Source organism: Vibrio sp. QJM3NY_27 (assembly GCF_057785955.1).
The window spans coordinates 982,995-1,006,048 of record NZ_CM173511.1; the positions used below are offsets into that span (position 1 = coordinate 982,995).

Below are 23,054 nucleotides of genomic sequence, written 5' to 3' on the forward strand. Positions count from 1 at the left end.
TTATGCTTCTTCGATACAAATTGCGATGTCTTTCACTTCGTAAATACGCAGGCCATCTTTGCTCAGGTTTGCGTCGCCAACGATGATGCGTTTGCCGTCTTCGTCTTTGATTGCAGTGATGTGTACATCCAGTGACATCTGTTTGTTCAGAGGGTTAATCTGACCACGGTATTTCCATTTCACTTCAGATTGGATTTGACCAAACTTCGGATTGCGGAAGCCAGCGCCAAGGTCTTTGTTTAGCGCATAGGTTTGCATCAGTTCGATGATCGCTTCGACACCTAGAGAGCCTGGCATTACCGGATCTTGATGGAAGTGGAACTGGAAGAACCAATCGCTCGGGTCAATCGTACGCTCTGCGTATAGGTAACCTAGGCCATCTTTACCACCATCGCTGGTGATCTGCACAGTATCGATAAAGTTCAAACGACCGCCTGCCAGTTGGTAGTGCTCTTGCACTTCACCAGCAGCAGAAATAGGTGCATTGAAGTAACGCGTTGTTTTGTCTAGCAGGTTGATGTTTACATCCGGTGTGCGGTTGTTATCAACGTGCCAAGGGTGAGTCACTTTACCGTTGTCCAAACCAAGTTGGTCTTTCAGTGCTGCGCCTTTGAAGTAACCAAATACCGCTGTACCTTGGTAGAAAGGCACGCCGTCAGTACTCAGTTCGAAGCTGAAGCTCTGTACGATGTTGGTGCCCATCATTACTGTTGAAAGCAGACGAGAATCGTTGGTGATCGTTTTGCCACGCAAGTCGACGTTACGCAGCATTTTGCCGCTACCATCTAGGTTGCGGAAAAACAGTTCTTCACCTGGGAAGCCCAGAGTTGTGCCCATGTAGCCAGAGATGAAGCCGTTTGGCTGCAGTGAAATCTCCATCAATACCGAGTAAGGCATTAGGGTCTGGTGGCTGTTTTCATCAAAGTACCATGCATTTTCTGGCACTTCGTACTCTGCGATACACGATGAAGGCTTCTTGAAGTCGCCACGCTTACCGTCGATCTCAACCACACGAGTGGTTAGCTGCAAGTCGCCACACGGAGTACGTGGTGGAATCATGCCACGGTAGATAGAGAAATCAGGACCGAAACATTTCTCGATATCACCCGTTGCGAATTCGAACATGTGGTAAGGCGTGAATGGAACCGTATCGGGTGTGCGGTTCGGGTAATCAGGCGTTACCGGAGCTTCAACGTGTTGAAGAGGAACCACACCTTTATTTGGCGCTGTTGCTAGGTCTTCAATTTGCGCCATGAGTGGTGCATTCGCTGAAGCCTGTTGATTCATTGCTGGTGTATGGCCCAAGTTTTCGATAACAGGGGTCGCGACAGATGTTTCTAAAGAAGGTAGGTAACGAGTACATTCGTCGTCTTCTTTGATCATCACACCCAAGTTTTGGAAATCAACAATCACTTTGCCGTTCAGTAAAATATCGATGTTAGCTTTCGCGTATGGGCGAGGGCTTAGACCAATCTCAGTCACTTCCATGCGGTAAGTCAGCTCTGCCGATTGTGGTAGCACTTGTCCACGACAACGTACTTGTTGAGGGGCATTTTCAAGCGGTTGGAAACGACCATTTTGAACAAGCGTGTGCATGCCAAGGTGCATCATGAAGAATTGCAGTAGTTGACCACAACCTTCTGCCATCAAAGATCCAGCCATTACTGAGTCATCTTTGAAGTGACAAGGGAAGTACCAATGCTCAGGCTCTAGCTGCTTGTGACCTTCAATTAAGCCAAGCCCCCATGTGCCGCCTTGCGGTTCAACACGGCTTACTTTTTCGATCATCATGAACTTCTCTGAGCTAAAGCATAGAGAAGGCTGGTGGCGATCAGATTGGTGAGTCGAGCCAAAACACTCTGCGATGTTTGCAGTCAGCAGGTGGCGCAGTTCTTGGTGGTTAAACTGAGTTTTAGGGCAGTGCAACATAGGGTCGAAGCGTTGCTTAGTTGCCAGTTTACGAGCCTTGATTTCATCTTCAGTGTGAATCACACCTTTGCCGTCTGCTAGCTCTTCGTCAGTGAAGAAGCCTGCGCAACCGTTATCCATTTTCAGGATCATCTTGTCGCCAACGAAACACTCGTACGAGAAGAAGAACAGCAGCGTGTCGCCATTGCGAGCAAAGTTATTGATTGAGATATCGTAACGCAGCGTATCGCCACCACGAGGCAAGTCGCCAAGGAAGGTCAGTGTGCAATCAAGTAGGCGATAAACACGTTCGCCTTTGTTTTCAAAATCAATGCCTAGGTAGCTGATCAGCATTAGGTCACACTGACCAGATTCAACCGCCACTGCCCAAGGGATCTGACCATCAACAAGATACGGCGCATCAACTGGGATGTCGTATTCGGTGGTCATGGTGCTTGGCTTGTACTCGTTAACGGTCGCGTTGAGCTTAGTCACACGAGATACCAATAGGTAGTCGGTGGTTGGCAAGCGAACGCGGCGCGAGTAGCTATCGATGATCGCGTAATCAGGGCCAAATACGTTGGCGATGTTGCCTTCAGCGTATTCAACCAGATCATCATAATCCCAGATACATGGCTTACGGATAGGTTTTACTGGTGCTGGCGTCGCAATTACGTTTACTGGCGTTGACTGAACCTGAGCTAGTTGAGCTTGAACAGGCTGAGCTGGCGTTTGTTGGCCAGTCGTTTGTTGACTATTTGTTTGTTGGCTAGTCGTTTGTTGAATCAGGGCATTGCTATCTAAACCAGACGTAACTGCGTTTAGCTGCGCTTTCAATAGCGCATCAGCCATTTGCATGCCTTGGGCGCGAGTGTGCAGGAATGCTTTGTGTACTTGCTGCGCTGCTGCGTCCGTATTAGCGTCGATATTCGATACGCCATTTTTAGCGGATAAGACATGAGTCATATTGCTGTGGTTACCTGTTAGCTGACTGTGGCGAGTTGGCGCCAGAGTAGGGGATACTGATGTAGGAGTTTCGATTATTGGCTCTACCGCGTTCTGCGCTAGTGCTTTCTTCTCTGACTCTTTTTGCGCAAGGGCTGCTTGAATGCTTGCGGTCGTTGGAACCGACGCCACTCTTGCTGCTTGTTTACCAGAAGCTTTCTGTTGAATTGTTGCCAAGTTGGTCACTGGGGTTTGGGCAATATGTTGATAAATATCGCGGCCACCAAGAGTCACTTGCTTAACCAATTGACGTTTAGCATCACTCGCCAGTTCACTGCTTAAACGAACCGATAGTGATTGAGATTCAACACTCGATTGGCTTAGTAGCAGCTGTGAGCATTGTCCTTCGCTGATGTTGGCAACAATCGCGCTCTTAGAGCTGACATTTGGATTCAGAGACTCAAGGTTCAGGTTGAGCAGACCGTGTAGTAGACTGGCCATGCCAGAAGCTGCAGAGCAGTGCCCAACACGTTGACTCGCTTGAGTTGTCTTAGCGCTGCTTCCTAGATTGATAGGTGTTTGCTCTTGTGACAAAGACTCTGATGCATGGTTAAGCTCAAGCAGAGAAATATCATTCGAGCTCATACCAACTTGAGTCAGTAACTCATCAGAAACGGCGTTGCTATACTCGCTTGAACCAAAGGCCAATGCGTTGATGCTGCCGTAAGCCGTGTCTTGGTTGTGCGCTACTCGGTTTTCTTCAACAAGAACAATCGCACCTGCGCCTTCACCGACATTCCAACTGCCGTCTTGCGGTTGTCCGAATTTTGGAGCAAGTGACACTGGGCTGACGCTGTTCTTCAGAATCACATGTTCTGCACTGCCGCTTAGGTCAACGGCTGCAATCACGACTGCGTCCATTGATTCTTGCGACATTAGGTTTTGCGCGACATCGATACAACGAGCAACCGACTGTTCAGCGGCTGAAATCGTAAACGCAGGGCCGTTAAAGTTCCACAATGAAGAGATACGCGAAGCCATGATATTGCCGATGAAACTGGTGTATTGGTTCAGCTTGGCTGCGTCCATCACACTGTCCATCGCGATGGTTTCTAGCGATTGGTATTCGTCTTGTGTTAGCTCAATACCCATGTTGGCAAAGCTGTCAGCCAGTTGGCTATGCAGGTTTACGCGTCCACGGAATTGGTGCATCTCAAGCTCTGTTTCCATCGCAACTAAAACCGCAACCTTTTGGCCCGCCACAAGCTTGGCATCTTTAATGGCTTCGTCTGCAACTTTCATCAGTAGCAACTGCTGAGAGATCAAACGGTCATCTTCATTAGGCGGTACTTTGAAGCGTAGGAAATCGAGACCGAATTGATCGATATACGCTCCGTTTGGAATACCGTGTAAACCAAACTGATTCAGTAGTTCTGGATGTTGGTCTAAGCCTTTCCAGCGTTTCTTAGGCAAAGCAATGAAAGCATCGTTGTTGGTCTCAATCGCAGTGCTTAGCGCATTGATGCTTTGCAGAGAACCGAAGTGAGACGCGAGGCCAGTAATGCTTAAATTAGACGGCTGTAGGCTTGGAGACGCTGACTCTAGAGTCTGGTTTACATGACTCGTGTCTGAATACGCTTCAAGCAGTAAGTGAGCGTTACAACCACCGAAACCAAATACAGAAACACCCGCACAGCGCTCTGGGTTGCCCGCTTTGCTTGGCCAAGGTTGAACCTGTGTTGGCAGAGTCTGTGAGCCAAATAAACCTTCTGGTGAAGATAGCGGCTTGTCCAAGTTAATACTTGGCGGAAGCACACCTTCTTTCATCGCAAAGATCATCTTCATGATCCCCGGCATGCCTGCCGCAGTCAGTAAGTGACCGAGGTTTGACTTCGCAGAGCCAATCAATGGCGGGTTAGAACCATTCAATTTGTCAGCAAAGAAACGCTCCATTGAGGTTAACTCAACCTTGTCACCTAATGGTGTGCCGGTTGCGTGACATTCAATCACTTCAATGCTATCTGGTGATAAGTTCGAAGCCTCGTAAGCGCGTTCAAAGGCTTGTACTTGTCCTTTGCTATTTGGGCTTAATACGAACTGGCCACGGCCATCGTTCGACAAGCCAATACCGCTGACGACTGCGTAAATGTTGTCGCCATCACGCTCTGCATCAGCTAAGCGTTTTAGGACTAAAACACCGGCACCTTCGCCAGCAAACAAACCTTTACTGTTGCTATCAAACGGAACCGACACACCGTGGTCAGGGTAAGCGTGGAAAATGGAAAAACCCATGTTGATAAAGAATGGGTCAGCACCTGATACCGCGCCTGCCAACATCATGTCGGCTTTGCCCGTGTTCAAGTAATCACACGCTAACTTCAATGAATACACTGAACTTGCACATGCTGCATCTAGGCTAAGTTGCACGTTGCCTAGACCCAATGCATCAGCCACTAACTTAGAGGCATTATGTGCTGCAGCACCATTGATAGGGTTGAGGTCTTGCGCGGTTTCATTGGTTGGTAGCAGTGAAAACTGGTCATTAACCAATTTATCTTTAAGTGCTTTCTCGACCACCGAGTGATACATCGGCAGAAACAGGTCGTTTGAACGTGTGGTTGGGAACGAAAGGGCACCCATGATCACGCCTGTGCGCTCTAAAACATCGGCATTTAAATTAATGCCTGCGTCGACTAACGCCTTACGACTTGTGTCCAAAGCCCATAGGAAGCTTTGATCTACGCCGTTAAATGATTCTGCTGTTAAGCGGTAGCCATTGCTATCGAAATTGAAGTTTTCGATGTAGCCGCCTTTGTCACAGTAAAAGCGGTCTGACTCACCTTGCACGCCCTGATAGCTTTCAGGTTTAGCACCTAACTTTTCAGCGCTTAATGTGGTCCGAGAATCTTTTTTATCCAGCAAGTTTTGCCAAAAGTCTTTTGGCGTATCAGCTTCTGGGTATTGGTTAGCAATACCGACAATCGCGATCTTATTGCACTTCACTTGCTGCTTATTCTTAGCTTGAGCTTGATATTGAGATGGCTTCGATTGAGAACTCATACTAGCTCTCCTTGATAATTCACTGCGCTGCCTTGAGATAAACCGCTTAATTGCTTAGCTGCGGTGATCTGTTGTTCTAGCCCTTGGATAAGAGGCTCGACAGACAGTGGAATTTGATGAGTAATGAGCTGACCAATGCACTTGATGAGCGTGACAACATCGTCACCGCCTTTGGCATTGGAAGCGATTGTGCAGTACTGGTCGGCTACGTCGTCGCTACGATTGATCTTGTCGATCAATGTGCTGGTTTGACGATCGGCACCCACTTCAACAAACAGACGAGCACCTTGTTGACGCGCACTCTGGATCAACGCGGTGAAATCTAACGTCGAACAGAAAGTGTCGGCAATCGAAAGGGCGATGCTGTCGCTGTCGATATTGATTGGTGCGCCAGTCGGTAGACCTGCTGCGCTGATAAAGCGGATATGCTTTGGCAATTCGTCGAACAGTGGTTGCGTGTAAAACTCACGCACTTGGCTATGTTGGCTCAACGCTGGTGTGGTGTGCATTGCGGTAACACGATTCGCGGCAATGCCACGTTTACCCAGTTTCTTGAGTAGTGCACGACATGTGCTTTCACAACCGGCTAGCACGCAAGTGTCACCTTGGATGATAGCGAGATAAGCACGTGGAAACTCTGGCAACAGAGCCTCAATCGCTTGCGCATCACTGCGAACTACAAAGCTATTCCATTGGATGCTTTCGTCGCTGTTTAGCTGCCAATCTTGACGTACTGCGGTGAGTTCGCCAGAAATAGCCGTGGTGAAAATAGGGCTAGTTTGAGTCATCTCAATCAGCGCATGTGGGTTTTTCCAAACATTTAAGCTGGCCCACATGGATGCCTCGCCCTTGGAGTAACCCAAAGCGAAATCTGGCTGCACTTTGAATTCATCACATAGCAGTTGTGTTAACAGATAACTGCTGCCCACACCAGCAATTGCCAGCTCACTGAGCGACATTTCTTGCGAGTCTTCGGCGTAGGTTTTGTCAGCCTGCAGCATCTCTTTCAAGTTACCTTCACGTTCTAAACGAGCAAATAACTGTGGGAAATGGTGGTGAAATTCGCGCAACATGCCGGGATAAACTGTGCCAACACCAGGGTAAACAAATGCAACGCCACCTTTGCTTTGAGGCATCGGCGAGAAACAACTGCCCGCTGGGGTTTTGTATTGGCTATTGTCCGCCATTACTTTTGGCAACGCATTTTCTAGCGCAGTGCTCTCTTGTATTGCAGCCTCAATTGAAGCGGCTTGAATCACGATGTTCGCACCACGGCCAGCATTGTGCTGAACGCTTTGGAAGTGACTTAGGTTTGAATGCATTAAGGTAGCGATAGCAAGTTCACGGTCTGCCGATTCGTTAACGCATTTAAGATCTTCTATTAACGAGGTTAATTGAGAAACCAATTCGGCTTGTTTGTTGCCTGAAACCACAAACATCAAACGCTCGCTGGATAGCAATGGTTTTGGTTCTTGCAAACCGGTCGCTTGAGTCAATATCAGGCTGGTGGATTGTTGGCTATCGTCATTGAAAGTTAACGCAGTAACACGTGCTTTGTTCGGCTCAGTGAACCAATAAGAGCTCGGTAATGAATGGCTCGGCAATGAACGGCTCGATATCGCATTAACCATATTCAACAATTCATCAAACTGCTGCGAAGCAGATAGGGCTGAGTATTGCTGTTGATGATTTAAGTCTGAAATGGGACGGCGTGACATATCCAGAGCAAGCTGAACGCTATCTCCATTATCTAGATCGAGAGCTTCGACAAAACCCGCTAAATTTGCGTGTGGGTGAATCTTATTCTGAGCAGCATTCAGCGCACTTAACATCAACAATGATGGTGAGTGAGAATCCAAACAGAGTTTAACAGCAGTGCCTTGATTTACAGTCTCAATCGCACGGCTAAGTGCTTGATTAAAATCGCCATCAACCACAACAGTTATCATGTCTGGGAACGAGGGGAATAAGTCGGCAGAAAGCTCAGCCGCGTTTGCTGGCTGAGCTAAAAGAGCGATGCGCAATGGCATCGCTTTATTAGAAGGAACAGTCACTATGATAATTGCTCCTTTTCTGGGTTCTTAGTCGCCTCTTTCTTCGATACTGCTGAGCTAGACTTCGGCAAAAATGCGTCGTTTAAGCTCTTGCTGATGGTGACTTTTGCACCTTTCATTACTGCGCTTAAACGACCATCTTGGTGGTAAAGCGAGATATCAGCTTGCAGCGAACGAGCCGTGCTTTTTATCACGCTCAGCTCTAGCCAACCTTGGTCACCATTGTGCATCGGTGCGTAACAAATAAACTCACCGATTGCAGACGGTAGGCTTGCCGCGCCGTATTTCAATCGAGCCCATACCAGCATTGCTTGCAACAGATAATCTTCAGCAAATGGCTGGCTATCGCCAAAGCCTTGCTTAGGAATAAATGCTCCGCAGTCGCTGTTTTCAATCTGGGGCAACTGGCATTGAGCCAATAAACCTAAGTCGTCAAAGTGTTCGACTGAGGTAATACCTTGCAATCTTGGTCCATGAAACAGAGTGCCGTCACTGTATATAGCTTGTGCCGTTGTCACAGGTGCTGAAGTGCTGGCTTCAAAACGCTTTTCTGACGCTTGTTGAACATCTTCAGACACTTGCACAGAGGCAACTTGCAATTGAGCTTGATACTGTGGTCGCCCTTGGCAACTGATCACCGCTTTTAGCTGATCTTTTGATTTAGCATCAGAAGAAAGAACCAGTTTCAGCTCTTGCACTTCATCAGTATCAAAAATTACACCCTTAAGCAGTTTGTAGTTGTGAACGCTAACGTTCACACCTAACAGTTGCTCTGCGATTTCACGCATCCATTGGATGGCACACACTGTCGGTAACACTGGGTTACCGGCAATGCAGTGATCTTGAATGAAAGGCAATGCCTTCGGGTCAAGATGACGTGTCACAGTGATGCTTGTATTCAGCGGACTCTTTGCAAGATGCACAGACTCCGCATTAAGCTTTTTTACAGCAGCTTCCTTGTTGTCAGAACCTTGCATGCTCGTACCAACCAACAGTTGAATACCAGTTTCGTTCAGTAGTTGAGAGCTAAACAGCTCTGCACCCGCCTGAAGAGGAATCACGTACACACCGCGCTCTGTAAACATACGTTTCAGTGCTGCGTTTACCATGCCACCGTCCCACGGTCCCCAGTTGAAGCTCATCACTTTTGCTTGAGGGTTGCGCGCAGACAATTGTAAAGCCGCTTTGTTTAGGATCTCGTTAGACATCGAGTAGTCACTTTGGCCTGTGTTTCCGTAGAAACCCGCTGCCGAAGAGAACATCGCAATCAGTTTTAGTTTGCTGCTTTCAAGACCGCCAAGAACCGCTTCTAGTCCGCCCACTTTCGTGCCGTAAACCATGTTCAGTTCATCAAGCGTTTTGTCTTGAATGTGTTTGTCAGCCAGTACACCTGCACCGTGGATAAGGCCTGTGATGCCTTCGAAATTTGCCAACGTTTTTGCTACTGACTCATGGTTCGATACATCTAGGCTTAGGTATTCAGCGCTCGCGCCAATCTCGTTGAAAGCGGCAAGTGCTGCGTTGATTTCAAGGCTGCTCAATACCGGTTTTAGCAAGGCATCAACTTTTTTCGGCGTTGGTTTGTCACCTGTTGCTTGTAGGTGAGCAATAGCCGCTGGTTTTAGCTCTTTCTCTTGCTTGCCCTGTGCCCACTGAGGTAGCTCAGCTGAAGTAATATGCTTACTACGACCTGCAAGAATGAAATGAGACTTACATTGCTTAGCAAGCGTCAGTGCACATTCAAACGTCACGCCTTTAGCGCCACCAGTTACGAGAACTTTGTCGCTCTTGGTGAGTTGAGCGCCTGTGTTCTTCGTTTGTGCAGCTCCTGGTGTTGCCGCAATCAATGTTGCACGACCAGATTCACCGTTTTCCGCATGGCTAAGGCCGATTTCAACCGTGTTGGTATCGATATCGAACAGTTCGCCTGTGATAGCTTCAGCTAGGTGACGAGCATCAATAGAAGCGTCAGCATCCAATGCACGGCAGAACACGTTTGACCATTCATGGCTCAGTGTCTTAGTTAGACCAGACAGCGCCGCTTGGTTAAGTTCTGCGTTCGCTAATTGCTTAGTATCTAGGTAACCAAAGCCACCATCGATACGGCTTAGTGTGAAAAACACGCTGCGACCAGAAACGGTATTCAGCTGACCATTTAGGTGCTTCGCGAATAAGAACGCTGTGGTTAGTGAAGCTCTTGAGTCTGCATTCAAGTTAACCGCTTGCTCGTTGCTTTGTTTCGCATCAACGATAGCTTGTAAATGAATGAAGCCAGCAATCACTTTGTTCGACGTTTTAAGGTCTGCTTCGATGTCGTTAATAACTGCAGTCACACCAGCATCATCGACGCTGTTGAGTGTGTAGCTTGCGATTTCACTGTTTAAAGGTGACGCGGCAGAAAGGGCACTACGCACTACGGCAACTTGAATGCCGTTAGCGGTCAACTTTTCTGCTAGAACACCAGCGTTGTGACCATCATCTGTGATCACGACACAAGCGTCTTTTGAGAAACAATCGACGAGTTTATCTGCCGCTGGTAGCTTTTTTAGCGCTACCTCATTGTGTGGAGGAAGTTCCGCTGTCGCTGTTTCTGCGATAGGCGTTACTGACTCAGCTTTTGGAGTCGCTACGGGTGCAGCTGCTGATAGCTTGCTTTGCATGTAAGTAACGATTTCACCAAGCGTACGACACTCAGCTAAGTCTTCAGGGTTTAGTTCTGGCAGCGTTGGTAGCTGATCTTGAACTGTACCCAAGATCTCAACGCGTTTGATTGAGTCGATACCAAGGTCTGCTTCCATGTCCATCGCTAGGTCGAGCATTTCTGCTGGGTAGCCAGTTTTGTCGGCAACCACTTCCATCATTGTGGATTGAACGTGAGCAGGGTTTAGGTCGTTGCTCGTGCTTTCTACAGCTGCATCTGAAACAGGTGCTGCGTTAGGAGCCTCATTAGCGCCTAGCTTGCTGTTCATGCCTTTAGTATTCATGTAAGCAACGATTTCACCCAGAGTACGACACTCAGCCAAATCTTCAGGGTTCAGCTCTGGCAATGTTGGTAGCTGGTCTTGAACTGTTCCAAGGATCTCAACACGTTTGATTGAGTCGATGCCAAGGTCTGCTTCCATGTCCATTGCTAGGTCGAGCATTTCTGTTGGGTAGCCTGTTTTATCAGCCACTACGCTCAGCATTGTGCTTTGAACTTGTTCTGCGTTTAAACCGTTTGATACTGCTTGCGCTGGTGCAGATGCTTGAGCTGCTACTGGAGCAGAAGCTGGAAGCTTACTGTTCATGTAGGCTACGATTTCGCCTAGAGTGCGACACTCAGCGAGATCTTCAGGGTTCAGTTCTGGAAGAGACGGTAGCTCGTCTTGAACAGTTCCTAGAATTTCAACACGCTTGATTGAGTCGATACCAAGGTCAGCTTCCATGTCCATTGCTAGGTCTAGCATTTCAGTCGGGTAGCCCGTCTTTTCTGCGACTACTTCTAACATGGTTTTTTGAACGACAGCCGCATCTAGACCATTGCTAGCTGTTGCCGGAGCAACTACTGGTGCTTGTGAAGACACGGGAGCAGAAGCCGGAAGCTTGCTGTTCATGTAAGCAACGATTTCGCCAAGAGTACGACACTCAGCTAAATCTTCAGGGTTTAGCTCTGGAAGAGTAGGCAGTTCATCTTGAACCGTACCAAGGATCTCAACACGCTTGATTGAATCGATACCAAGGTCTGCTTCCATATCCATTTCTAGATCAAGCATTTCCGTTGGGTAACCTGTCTTCTCAGCAACCACTTCTAGCATGGTTTGTTGAACGACTTTTGCATCAAGGCCATTAGCTACAGCAGCTGCTTGAACTGGTGCAGCTTCATTAATTGAAACTCCAGAAGGCATCTTGCTGTTCATGTAGGTAACGATTTCACCAAGAGTACGACACTCAGCTAAATCTTCAGGGTTCAGCTCAGGTAGGTTCGGCATTTCGTCTTGAACGGTACCAAGGATCTCTACGCGTTTGATTGAGTCGATACCAAGGTCTGCTTCCATGTCCATTTCTAGATCAAGCATTTCCGTTGGGTAACCCGTTTTCTCAGCGACCACTTCTAGCATCACTTTTTCAGCATCTGCTGATTGTACTGCTACTGGTGCAGCTACAGGAGCTGGTTGTGCTTTAACTGGTAAAGGTTGGGCTGCAACAGGCGCTGCCGCTTGAGCCGCTACTTGCGGTGCAGGAGCTGCTTTATGTACTGGAGCTTTCTGAGCTGTTGTATTTTGAACCGGTGCTGCTTGAACAGACTGAGCTTGTACAGGAGCAGACTGTACTTGAGCTACAGGCTGTTGAACGATAGCTGCTGGAGTAGCTGGAGCTTGAATCGCTGGCTGAGCATTTACAGACGCAACGAAGGTTGGTTGTGCCGTTAGTACTGAACCTTGCGTCAGCATATTGAGTGCTGAGTTGTTGCTGTGCGCTTGCATTTCTAGGTAATGAGCGTGAGCTTTTAGCGTTTCAGCTTGGTGCTGGTGGAACATCTCCATAGAACGCTGTAGGTTCTCAGGAATTGTTACGCCTGCTGTTGCCATTTTCGCTTGCTCAGACATTAGGGTGTTGAACGTGTCACCGTATTGCTGAGGAATCGCAAGGAACTGCTGATGTACTTCTGCTGCTTGTTGTTGAGCATTGAAGAATGATTGCAGTGAAGACTCATCAACCGTTACTGAAGCTGTTGGTTGAATAGTCGCTGGTGCAGGTTGCGCCACTTGTGGCTGCTGAGCTGTTGTTACTACTTGTGCACTTGGTGCTGGAGCTGCTGACTGTTGTACATTTGAAGCTTGAGGAGCAGGCACATGTACTTCAACGATTTCTGTTTTGATCACTTCTTTTTCCACGATTTTCTCGACTTCAACTTTCACTTCAACAATCTCAGTTTTTTCGGTGACGTTGCCCGAAGCCAGTGATTGATCCATTTTCTTACGAGTTGCAGGGCTGATGTAGTTGGTTGCATTCAGCTTGATGTTCATTGGTGATGCCTTTGCAGGTTCAGCAATGTCAGCTTGGTAAGGGTCAATGTTGTCTAATGAAACACCTGCCACGCACAGTTGAACCGCAGCTAAACGAAGCTGTTGGTCACTGTCGCCTTTAGGGCTTGGGTTGATGCTGATTGCGTAAAGCTCTTCGTTCTTATCAGCCAATGTTTTCTCAACCAGCTTTTGAAGAATGTTCTTCGGACCGAACTCAACGAATACACGCGCGCCTGCTTCATACATCGCTTCAATTTGCTCGCTGAAACGAACCGATTGCAGCATGTGTTGCTTGAATGCTTTCTTGATTGCTTTCGCGTCTTTGCTGTGCAGTTTGCCCGTTGCGTTTGAGTAAAGCGGCAGCGTTGGAGCGCTGAATGAAGCTTTATCAATTGCAGCAGCAAATGGTTTTTGAGCGTGAGCAACAAGCGGTGTGTGGAACGCGCCAGAAACAGGCAGAGCAATCGCTTTGAAGCCTTGTTCTGTTAACGCTTGTGCTGCTTGTTGAACCGTCGCAGTTGGACCTGCAATAACCAGTTGAGTCGGAGCGTTGTAATTGGCAATGCTCACGCCTTCGAATTGGCTGATGCAGCTTTCAACGGCTGGAAGTTTGTCTGCGTCTAAGATGACCGCAAACATAGTACCGCTGTCACCTTGTTCAGGTGTCGCTGCCATCGCATCGCCACGAGCGAAAGCTAACTGGTAGTAATCGTCTTGCGAGATAACACCCGATGCACATAGTGCGCTTAGCTCACCAAAGCTGTGGCCTGCGACCATGTCTGCTTTGAAGCCTGCTTGAGTCATGATGTCGAACTGACCCATAGACACAGTACCAATCGCACTTTGCGCGTTGGCCGTGTTGGTTAGCACAGCTTCTTGAGCCTTGGTTGCTTCTGGTGTGAAGGTTGGAATTGGGAACAGAATTTGCGACAGAGCCGTCTTCTTGTGCTGACCAAATACTTGATCCGCTTGAGCAAGCTGTTGGCGCATTTCAGGATAATGACAAGCAAGCTCGCGACCCATGTTTAGGTATTGCGAACCTTGACCTGAAAATAGCGCTGCCACTTTAACTGCACCGTTTTCAGCAATCAGTGCTGACTCACGGTAGCTAGTACCGTTTGGCATCTGCCAATGTGTTTTTGTTTGGCTCTCAAGCATTGAAACCGCTTGAGTCAGTTGCGCTTGAAGATCTGCTTGGTCAGTCACGACTAAACCAATACGAGCATGCTTAGCGTCAACTTCACGTAGAGCGTGCTGCTCAGCAAGCGCTTCCAGTTTGAACGCAGCGTCTGCAGCTTGAGTTGAAACCTGCTTGAGCTCATTGAACAGTGCTTGACGAGATTCTGCGCTGAATAACAGCGTTTGCGGAACTTGGCGCTGACGGTACTTGTCACCGCGAGCGTGTTCAGGCGTGTACTCTTCCAATACAACGTGGAAGTTAGTGCCACCAAAACCAAATGAGCTGATACCTGCGCGGCGCGGTGTACCGTCGACACGTTTCATCCAAGGGCGCGTTTGTGTGTTTAGGTAAAACGGTGAGTTCTCGATATCCAACTTAGGATTCGGAGCTGATACGTTAATCGTTGGCGGCAGTACCTTGTGGTGCAGTGCCAGTGCCGCTTTGATTAAACCTGCAGTACCCGCGGTTGATTTAGTGTGACCAATTTGAGATTTCACAGAGCCTAACGCAATGTGTTGCTTCTCTTCATTGTTCTCACTGAATACTGAGTTTAGGCCACCAAATTCAGCTACATCACCGGCAGCTGTACCTGTGCCGTGCGCTTCTAAAAGACCAAGCGTGTGCGGTGCGAAACCTGCATCATCGTAAGCACGCTTTAGTGCCTTTGCTTGTCCTTCAGGGCGAGGCGCGTAAATACTTTTGAACTTGCCGTCTGAAGAAGAACCGACACCTTTGATTACTGAGTAGATTCTGTCGCCATCGCGCTCTGCATCTTCAAGGCGCTTAAGAGCAACCATGCCGATGCCTTCACCAATCATCATGCCTTTTGAGTCGATGTCGAAAGGTTGAATGGTTTCATTGGTGGTAAATGCAGGTGTTTTAGAGAAACTCATGTACATGGTTGGCGAGTTATCAGTACACACACCACCTGTGATCATCATTTCACTGCGACCTTCAACCAGCTCACTTAGAGCCATACGCATTGCGGCTAGAGAGCCCGCACACGCAGCATCTACTACACAGTTGATGCCACCAAGGTCAAAGCGGTTAGCAATACGACCTGAAATTACGTTACCCAATGAACCAGGGAATGAGTTTTCTTCCCAGTGGATGTATTGGTCTTGGAATTTTTTGATCAGCATTTCGCTGTCGTCGTCGCTGATACCACTGCTCTTGAAGACTTTTTTTAAAACAGGGTATTGAAGACGTGCATTTAGGCTTTGAGCGATCTTTTGACCACCACCAACACCGAGCGTGATACCGATCTTATCGCGATCGTAGCCTTCAGGCAGCTTGGCATCTTCAAGTACTTCTTTAGCAACGATCAGAGAAAGCAGCTGTGAAGTGTCTGTCAGTTCTAGGATATTTGGCGGAAGGCCGAACTCCATTGGGTTGAAGTCTACTTCTGGGATGAAACCACCGCGCTTACAGTAAGACTTGTCTGGCGTAGTACGATCTGAATCGTAGTAATCTTCTGGACGCCAGTGCGTATCTGGTACTTCAGTAATCGCATCGATCTTTTCGCTGATAAGATCCCAAAATTTATTCAGGTAGCGAGAGTTTGCAAACATGCTCGCCATACCAACGATAGCGACAGGCATATCTTTAAGGCGTTTATTCAGTCGAGAATCGTCGACTGATTCCGGTGTATTTGTCTCGGGTTGGCTCATTATGAGTCTCCACTAGAAATCACAGAAAGTGATGTCGTGTTTTGAGGCTGCGCTTTTAAAGCTATAGAAAGAAAATCTGAAACAGACTTAGGGAAGCGCAGCTGAAAATTCAGGTTGCTGAGTGGCGGCAACCAGATAGAAATTAGTTTTTCGAAGTGCGTTGACTTACGAGAGTAGGGGAGGTGTTTCATGCGCGACGGTGGCATTCAAATGTTGAGGCGATGTCCATTAAAATCCTGTTCAAAGTCTGACTAAACGACAAGTCGGTATCCGCAAAGAAAACGTGTGAATTTGTTTAATGGTTGAGCAGGCTACCCGAGGTGAGTGGTCGATACAATGCTCCCAGAGGCCACTATGATCTGTTCAGACCAGATGAATTTGGCATGGTTTTGATTTTTGTATTTTTAATTTAATTAACTTATTGATAATTAATGGGTATGGGTTGTTTTTTAGTGTTTTTACTCTATATTTTGACTTGGTGAGATCTATGTCATATTTTTGTAAGTAACATTTAATGGATGCCTCTTGTGTAAGGCTAAGTGTGATCTGTGTTTTAATTTGTTATTATTTGAAAAATCAGTTTTAAGTCCTCATATGAAGGGGTTTCCCCTCCCGTATTCTCTAGGTTCTGCTTAATTCATAGGTGAGTTAAATTTGTTCGATTGGGTTGTTCCAATCGTGTTGTGAAGAGTGATTTATAGAAGTGAGTGCGAGCTAAATGAAAACTCCAGTTGTTGATTTGTGGCTATGTTCTCTGAGTAACTTAAATGACCAGCCAAACAATGTATCTCAGCTCAAAAAGAGGCTGACAATCGACGAGATAGCCAAAGTTGAGCGCTATCGAATGCCCTCATCTCAGACTCAAGCTTTGTATGTTCGAAACTACCTAAGAAAGGTGCTGTCTCGCTATTCTGATTTGAGGCCAGAAGAGTGGCGGTTTGAATATGGCGAGAAAGGTAAGCCAAGCCTAATTACAGAACAACAAATTAAAACGGGATTGAATTTCAATATAAGCCATAGCCAAGAGCATTTGTTGATCGTAGTTTGCCAATTCCAAGGACAACCACTTCAACTAGGTGTAGATATCGAACATGCAAGAAGCTCGACCAATATCGATTCGATCATGAAGCACTATTTTTCAGATGCAGAACTTACGGATTTACTTGAACTCAACAAAGAAGAACAGAGAGAGCGTTTTTTCGATCTGTGGGCATTGAAAGAGTCGTACATCAAAGCGACGGGCAAGGGGCTAGCGACATCGTTGCGAAGCTTTTCGTTTGATTTCTCTAATTTGACGGAGCAAACATTGCCAATTCACTCTTCGGATTTTCAACCAAACTTGCAGGATGAAATTAGATTGTATAGCGAAATCAGGCTATATAGCGGGATTGGGTTGGATTTGGATTCTGCTCAAGAAGACGATATTTCTACAGATTGGCAATGTTGCTTGGGTCGATTAGATGACCAGTACCGTTTTGCCGTGACTCTTGGTGGAAATTTGCTACCCATGCAGATAGAGATGAGAACCTTTTCGTTGTCTCATCTCTTTTAAGCGAGTTTGGTGAGGTGAAGTTAGCTCGTTTCGCCAAGCATCGCTTTTAATACTTCGGCAGGCACTGGCTGCAGTTGCTTGTCTTTATCTAGGCAAACCATTTCGATATCACCAATCACCGCAGGCTTAGTTGCATCTTTGCGCCACACTTCTTGTCGCCATAGCGTTTTGTATTTTCCATCAAGTTCGAAAGAGGTTCGGATGTCGCAGATCTCAGCGAACTCAACTCCATCTTGAAAAGTCATGTTGGCTTTATACACCGCAAACCCCAGTCCATGCTCGTTCCACAAGGTTGCCAGTTTATCGCTGCCCAATACATGCTCGCGTGCACGCTCAAAGTACTTTAGAAAGTTAGGGTGAAAAACCACACCTGAGTGATCGGTATCTTCATAGTAAATTTGTACTGGGTGATGGTAGATCTGACTCATTGGTATCAACTCTTATTAAGTGTAAATCTGGCTAAGTTGTGCAGCACTTTACAGGATAGGTTGAAATTACTTCAAGGCATCATAGCCAAACTCGCTTTTGGTCAGACCTCATTTGGCCTCATTCATTACTAATACGTTGGTCAGCTTCCACCCATTTACAAATATTCTATGTGTCACTTCCCACCCATTAATTTTTGCAGCGAGTTGGCGACTACTACAGGCAGATCTCATGAAGCCTTATGGTTAAAGGGTTGTTAATGATTTGTGTCAATGTGGCGCGCTAATTGCCTTAGTGAAAGCACGCAGTTCCCATTGAAGGGCTGTTTTGTTTAATAAGGAGAATAATAATGTTTAAGCCTCTTACCCTGCTGTCTGTCTCTGCTCTGGCGCTCACAAGTTTTAATGCTGCTGCAAACTGTGATCCAGGTGAAATCGTGATTAAATTCAGTCATGTAACCAATACCGATAAGCACCCGAAAGGCATTGCCGCTTCTTTACTGGAAGAGCGAGTAAACACGGAAATGAACGGCAAAGCTTGTATGCAAGTTTTCCCTAACTCAACACTTTACGATGATAATAAGGTACTGGAAGCCCTGTTAAATGGTGATGTTCAAATGGCAGCACCATCGCTGTCTAAATTTGAGAAGTTCACTAAGAAATACCGCATTTTTGACCTTCCTTTCCTATTTGAAGACGTAGAAGCCGTTGACCGTTTCCAAAACTCAGAATCTGGCGAAAAACTGAAGAATGCGATGAAGCGTCGTGGCCTTCAAGGTCTAGCGTTTTGGCACAATGGTATGAAACAGATGTCGGCGAATAAGCCTCTTATCAACCCTGAAGACGCGGAAGGTTTGAAATTCCGTGTTCAAGCATCAGACGTATTGGTGGCTCAGTTTGAACAACTAGGCGCTAACCCACAGAAGATGTCTTTCAAAGAAGTTTATGGTGGCCTGCAAACTAAGGTTATCGATGGTCAAGAGAACACGTGGTCAAACATCTACGGTAAGAAGTTCTTTGAAGTACAAGACGGCGTAACTGAAACCAATCACGGTATCTTGGATTACCTAGTGGTAACGTCAAACGACTTCTGGAAAGACCTACCTGAAGATGTACGTACACAGCTTGGTACTATCGTTCAAGAAGTCTCTGAAACACGTAATGCAGAATCTTCAAAAGTTAACCTAGCGAACAAAAATAACATCATCGAAGCCGGTGGTGAGGTTCGTACACTTACGCCTGAACAGCGTGAAGCATGGGTAGCTGCACTTCAACCAGTATGGAAGAAGTTTGAAAAAGACATCGGTTCAGACCTTATCGATGCAGCGTTAGCTTCAAACCAATAACACCGCTAAGGGAGTGGCGTGCATTTCGCCACTCCTTATTAAAATAACTATAAGCGGAGTCAATTATGGATAATCCTCAAATGGAACAACCAAATTCTAGCGAATCAGCACTGGAAACCTCTTTTTTTTCCAAAGTCGGAAGAGTTACAGATGTGATTGAAGAGTCATTAATCGCATTTTTCCTTGGCGCAATGACGCTACTTACTTTTGCCAATGTGGTATTCAGATACGCATTCAATGGCAATATATTGTGGGCACTAGAACTGACTGTGTTCATGTTCGCTTGGATGGTGTTAGTAGGCGCATCTTATGGCGTTAAAAAACACTTTCACATTGGCGTTGATGTCATTATTAACCTTGCCCCAGAAAAGCTACGTAAAGTGTATGCGTTAATCGCCGTTACAAGCTGCCTAGCCTTTTCAATCCTACTTCTTATCGGTTCTTGGAATTACTGGTACCCGTTCGCGACCGAGCGAGCTTGGTATGAAACCGATGATATTCCAATGCCAGAGATGCTTCAGTTTCTTGCCGACTGGCTGAATGAAGGCGAGCGATACGAGAAACTGCCACGTTTTATTCCTTACATGGCACTACCGATTGGTATGGCAATGCTGACGTTCCGATTCATCCAAATCGCTTATCAAGTGGCGACGGGCAAGCTTGATCGCATGATTGCAGGCCATGAAGCCGAAGAAGAGCTGGATGCATTGAAAGCTGATGTGTTAGCGGGTTCTGATGAAGACGCGACAGCGGTATTGGATTCGACTAAGCAAAACAAGGCGAACGAGTCGGGTACAAAATCTAACGGTAAGGAAGACTAATCATGGCAATGTTATTTCTATTTTTAATGGTAATTGCTTTCATGTTGGTCGGTGTGCCAATTGCGATTTCCCTTGGTTTATCGAGCGTCATATTCTTGTTGATGCACTCTGATGCGTCACTAGCTTCGGTTGCACAAACGCTGTTTAATGCATTTGCAGGCCACTACACACTCTTAGCGATCCCTTTCTTTATCTTGGCCTCTAGTTTCATGTCTACAGGTGGTGTGGCGAAACGTATTATCCGTTTTGCTATCGCAATGGTCGGCTGGTTCCGCGGCGGTTTAGCGATGGCGTCGGTTGTGGCATGTATGATGTTCGCAGCGTTATCTGGATCGTCTCCAGCAACGGTAGTGGCAATCGGTAGTATTGTTATCGCTGGTATGATCAAAAACGGCTACACAAAAGAGTTCGCGGCAGGGGTTATCTGTAATGCGGGTACTTTAGGTATCTTGATTCCACCGTCAATTGTTATGGTTGTTTACGCTGCGGCGACGGATGTATCTGTAGGTCGTATGTTCCTCGGTGGCGTTATTCCTGGTCTGTTGGCCGGTGTGATGTTGATGATTGCTATCTACATTGCAGCACGTATTAAGAAGATTCCTGCACAGCCGTTTGTGGGCTGGGGCGAGATGTTCGCAGCAGCAAAAGACGCAAGTTGGGGTCTGCTACTGATTGTCATCATTTTGGGTGGTATCTACGGCGGTATCTTTACACCGACGGAAGCGGCGGCTGTTGCAGCGGTATACGCGTTCTTTATTGCCAACTTTATCTACAAAGATATGGGGCCGTTTGCGGACAAGAAGAATACAAAGCCTGCTTTGGTTAAAGTGTTCCAAACCTTCTTCCATAAAGATACCAAAGACACGCTCTATGATGCAGGTAAGCTGACGATCATGTTGCTGTTTATCATTGCCAATGCTCTGATTCTTAAGCATGTACTGACAGAGGAACGCATTCCTCAGATGATCACTGAGTCTATGCTTTCTGCGGGCTTAGGTCCGATCACCTTCTTAATTGTGGTAAACGTTCTACTCTTGATTGGTGGGCAGTTCATGGAGCCATCAGGCTTGCTGATCATCGTTGCGCCATTGGTATTCCCAATTGCAATTGCACTGGGTATCGACCCAATTCACCTAGGTATCATGATGGTTGTGAACATGGAGATAGGGATGATAACGCCGCCTGTTGGGCTCAATTTGTTTGTGACCGCGGGGGTCGCGAAGATGTCGATGATGAACGTGGTAAAAGCAGCACTGCCGTGGGTTGGCGTGATGTTCTTGTTCTTGATTATCGTAACTTACGTACCTTGGGTATCAACATGGTTACCGACCACGTTGATGGGGCCAGAGATCATCACTAAGTAGATAGTGAAGTAACAACGAAGTGATGAGGAGGGTTAAACCTCCTCATCGATAATCTTGCCATATCTAGAACCTGAATCAATCTGCTCATACAGCGCTCTTTTTGCCTCTAATTCTGGCGTGTATAGATCGACATGATTGTCAGTATAAAAAACACCATCTATCTCGAAAGTATCGGTGATCGAGGGAACTCTTGTTTTCTCACCCATAGTTATTTCCTTATTACTTTGATTGCATAACATCCTGTTATCAAAATAAGTATAGGTGATCTTGCTCCCAAATCTAATTTAGTTTTCGTTTTGTCTGTATGACTCTTTCACTAGCTGGTGTTTTTGCATCTTATCGTAGAGTGTTTTTCGGGGAAGTTGCAGCCTATCCATCGTCTCTTTTATGCTGCCATTACATTCAATAAGCGCTTGCTTTAACGTGTTTTTCTCAAAATCACAAACCAGTTCTGCTAACGACAAATGTTGGGTCGACTCCGAAGTGCTGTCTGATAAGTGAGATAGCTTGCCTAAAAGTACGAAACGCTCCGCAGTGTTACGCAATTCTCGTACATTTCCCGGCCAATCGTGAGCTAAAAGCTCGTGCAGTTCTTTCTGTGGAATTGCCGGGGCTGTTTTACCATAACGTGCCGCAGCGACCAGTAAGAAGTGGTGGAAGAGTGCTGGGATATCCTCTTGGCGGCTTCTCAACGGCGGTAAATCTAGGGTGACAACATTCAACCGGTAGTAAAGGTCTTGTCTGAAAGTTCCTTCTTCAGCTGCCTTTTTCAAGTCAACTTTGGTTGCGGCGATTACTCGAATATCAAGTGGGACCAATCCGTTTGAGCCCACTCTTTCGATGACGCGTTCTTGTAAGACACGTAACAGGCGAATTTGTGCCTGCATCGGCATGGATTCGATCTCATCTAAGAATAGGGTTCCGCCTTGAGCAAACTCGAACTTGCCAATGCGTTTACTCTCAGCACCTGTGAATGCGCCTTTTTCATGGCCATACAACTCACTTTCAATCAGATTTTCTGGAACCGCCCCGCAATTGACGGCAACAAAGTTTTGTTCTCGTCGACTGCTTTGCTCGTGTAGGGATCGTGCGACTAATTCTTTGCCCGTGCCTGTCTCACCAAACAACAAAATATCGGCGTTAGTGTCGGCAACGTGGGTGATGATAGAACGCAGCTCGGTCATTGATTGCGTGTCACCAATGATTCTTGGTCCAAGCGCTTTACTGGCCTTGAGAGAGCGCTTCAATTCAATATTCTCAAGGGTAAGTTGGCGTTTTTCTATCGCTCGCTTAGTAGTTTCGATTAGGCGTTCATTGGCGAACGGTTTTTCAATGAAGTCATAGGCGCCGTCTTGGATTGCTTGTACGGCCATGGAGATATCGCCGTGGCCAGTGATCATGATTACGGGGACTTCTTTGTCTTTGTGCATTACGGTGTTGAGCAAGTCATGCCCGGAAATACCCGGTAAACAGATATCAGTGATGATTACGTGGGGTAAGCCGTTCTCTTGAATTGCGAGCAGAGCAGATTCGGCATCGGGAAAGAACTCCGCTTCAATATCGGCGAGCTCAAAGCTCTGTTCAATCGCCATTCTTAGATCGGATTCATCATCAATGAAATAGACGTGACACATAGTGATTCCTTTACTTCTTTGTATTCTGATTATCGCTGAGTTTTTTGCTTGTTGGTTGGCTCGCTTGTTAAATAGCTAGCTTGTTAACG

11 protein-coding genes are annotated in these 23,054 nt (G+C 46.7%); 4 read left to right on the forward strand and 7 right to left on the reverse strand.

Annotated elements, in window-relative coordinates; all coding sequences use genetic code 11:
• The 4 genes from AC3CIA_RS04490 to AC3CIA_RS04505 are packed head-to-tail and all read right to left on the reverse strand — an operon-like array spanning position 1 to position 16,014.
• The gene (locus tag AC3CIA_RS04490; protein WP_488518589.1) at positions 1 to 5,913 is read right to left on the reverse strand and encodes a hotdog fold thioesterase; all 5,913 of its coding nucleotides are present in this window, start codon (positions 5,911 to 5,913) and stop codon (positions 1 to 3) included.
• Entirely contained in the window at positions 5,910 to 7,967 is a 2,058-nt protein-coding gene (locus AC3CIA_RS04495; RefSeq protein WP_488518590.1) for a PfaB family protein, read from the reverse strand. The genes AC3CIA_RS04490 and AC3CIA_RS04495 overlap by 4 nt, the downstream gene beginning before the upstream one ends.
• On the reverse strand, positions 7,967 to 15,823 hold the full coding sequence (locus AC3CIA_RS04500; protein WP_488518591.1) for a phosphopantetheine-binding protein: 7,857 nt from the start codon (positions 15,821 to 15,823) through the stop codon (positions 7,967 to 7,969). The genes AC3CIA_RS04495 and AC3CIA_RS04500 overlap by 1 nt, the downstream gene beginning before the upstream one ends.
• On the reverse strand, positions 15,823 to 16,014 hold the full coding sequence (locus AC3CIA_RS04505; protein ID WP_017098773.1) for a hypothetical protein: 192 nt from the start codon (positions 16,012 to 16,014) through the stop codon (positions 15,823 to 15,825). The genes AC3CIA_RS04500 and AC3CIA_RS04505 overlap by 1 nt, the downstream gene beginning before the upstream one ends.
• Positions 16,015 to 16,541: 527 nt before the next feature.
• Here AC3CIA_RS04505 and AC3CIA_RS04510 point away from each other — a divergent pair.
• Complete coding sequence (locus AC3CIA_RS04510) at positions 16,542 to 17,375, forward strand: 4'-phosphopantetheinyl transferase family protein (RefSeq protein WP_488518592.1); 834 nt, start codon at positions 16,542 to 16,544, stop codon at positions 17,373 to 17,375.
• A gap of 20 nt (positions 17,376 to 17,395) precedes the next feature.
• Here AC3CIA_RS04510 and AC3CIA_RS04515 read toward each other — a convergent pair whose 3' ends face one another.
• A complete protein-coding gene (locus AC3CIA_RS04515; RefSeq protein WP_488518593.1) occupies positions 17,396 to 17,803 on the reverse strand; it encodes a hotdog domain-containing protein in 408 nt (135 codons plus the stop codon).
• A gap of 347 nt (positions 17,804 to 18,150) precedes the next feature.
• Between AC3CIA_RS04515 and AC3CIA_RS04520 the strand changes: the two genes are divergently transcribed.
• The 3 genes from AC3CIA_RS04520 to AC3CIA_RS04530 all read left to right on the forward strand — a co-directional run bounded on the left by AC3CIA_RS04520 (position 18,151) and on the right by AC3CIA_RS04530 (position 21,331).
• Complete coding sequence (locus AC3CIA_RS04520; protein ID WP_004736072.1) at positions 18,151 to 19,146, forward strand: TRAP transporter substrate-binding protein; 996 nt, start codon at positions 18,151 to 18,153, stop codon at positions 19,144 to 19,146.
• A gap of 65 nt (positions 19,147 to 19,211) precedes the next feature.
• Entirely contained in the window at positions 19,212 to 19,967 is a 756-nt protein-coding gene (locus AC3CIA_RS04525) for a TRAP transporter small permease (protein WP_017076776.1), read from the forward strand.
• 2 nt (positions 19,968 to 19,969) lie between these two features.
• Positions 19,970 to 21,331, forward strand: coding sequence for a TRAP transporter large permease (locus AC3CIA_RS04530; protein WP_004736074.1), 1,362 nt, complete (start codon positions 19,970 to 19,972; stop codon positions 21,329 to 21,331).
• Positions 21,332 to 21,363: 32 nt separating this feature from the next.
• Here the strand turns inward: AC3CIA_RS04530 and AC3CIA_RS04535 are convergent, their stop codons facing one another.
• Together AC3CIA_RS04535 and AC3CIA_RS04540 are read right to left on the reverse strand one after the other, a co-directional pair.
• A complete protein-coding gene (locus AC3CIA_RS04535) occupies positions 21,364 to 21,537 on the reverse strand; it encodes a hypothetical protein (protein ID WP_162838728.1) in 174 nt (57 codons plus the stop codon).
• Positions 21,538 to 21,615: 78 nt separating this feature from the next.
• Positions 21,616 to 22,965, reverse strand: a complete 1,350-nt coding sequence (locus AC3CIA_RS04540; protein WP_237299624.1) for a sigma-54-dependent transcriptional regulator — start codon at positions 22,963 to 22,965, stop codon at positions 21,616 to 21,618.
• Positions 22,966 to 23,054 lie beyond the last annotated feature (89 nt).

Coding starts and splice junctions, on each gene's coding strand:
- AC3CIA_RS04490 (WP_488518589.1), bottom strand. CDS start 5,913: ATGAGTTCTCAATCGAAGCCATCTCAATATCAAGCTCAAGCTAAGAAT.
- AC3CIA_RS04500 (WP_488518591.1), bottom strand. CDS start 15,823: ATGAGCCAACCCGAGACAAATACACCGGAATCAGTCGACGATTCTCGA.
- AC3CIA_RS04505 (WP_017098773.1), bottom strand. CDS start 16,014: ATGAAACACCTCCCCTACTCTCGTAAGTCAACGCACTTCGAAAAACTA.
- AC3CIA_RS04510 (WP_488518592.1), top strand. CDS start 16,542: ATGAAAACTCCAGTTGTTGATTTGTGGCTATGTTCTCTGAGTAACTTA.
- AC3CIA_RS04515 (WP_488518593.1), bottom strand. CDS start 17,803: ATGAGTCAGATCTACCATCACCCAGTACAAATTTACTATGAAGATACC.
- AC3CIA_RS04520 (WP_004736072.1), top strand. CDS start 18,151: ATGTTTAAGCCTCTTACCCTGCTGTCTGTCTCTGCTCTGGCGCTCACA.
- AC3CIA_RS04525 (WP_017076776.1), top strand. CDS start 19,212: ATGGATAATCCTCAAATGGAACAACCAAATTCTAGCGAATCAGCACTG.
- AC3CIA_RS04530 (WP_004736074.1), top strand. CDS start 19,970: ATGGCAATGTTATTTCTATTTTTAATGGTAATTGCTTTCATGTTGGTC.
- AC3CIA_RS04535 (WP_162838728.1), bottom strand. CDS start 21,537: ATGGGTGAGAAAACAAGAGTTCCCTCGATCACCGATACTTTCGAGATA.
- AC3CIA_RS04540 (WP_237299624.1), bottom strand. CDS start 22,965: ATGTGTCACGTCTATTTCATTGATGATGAATCCGATCTAAGAATGGCG.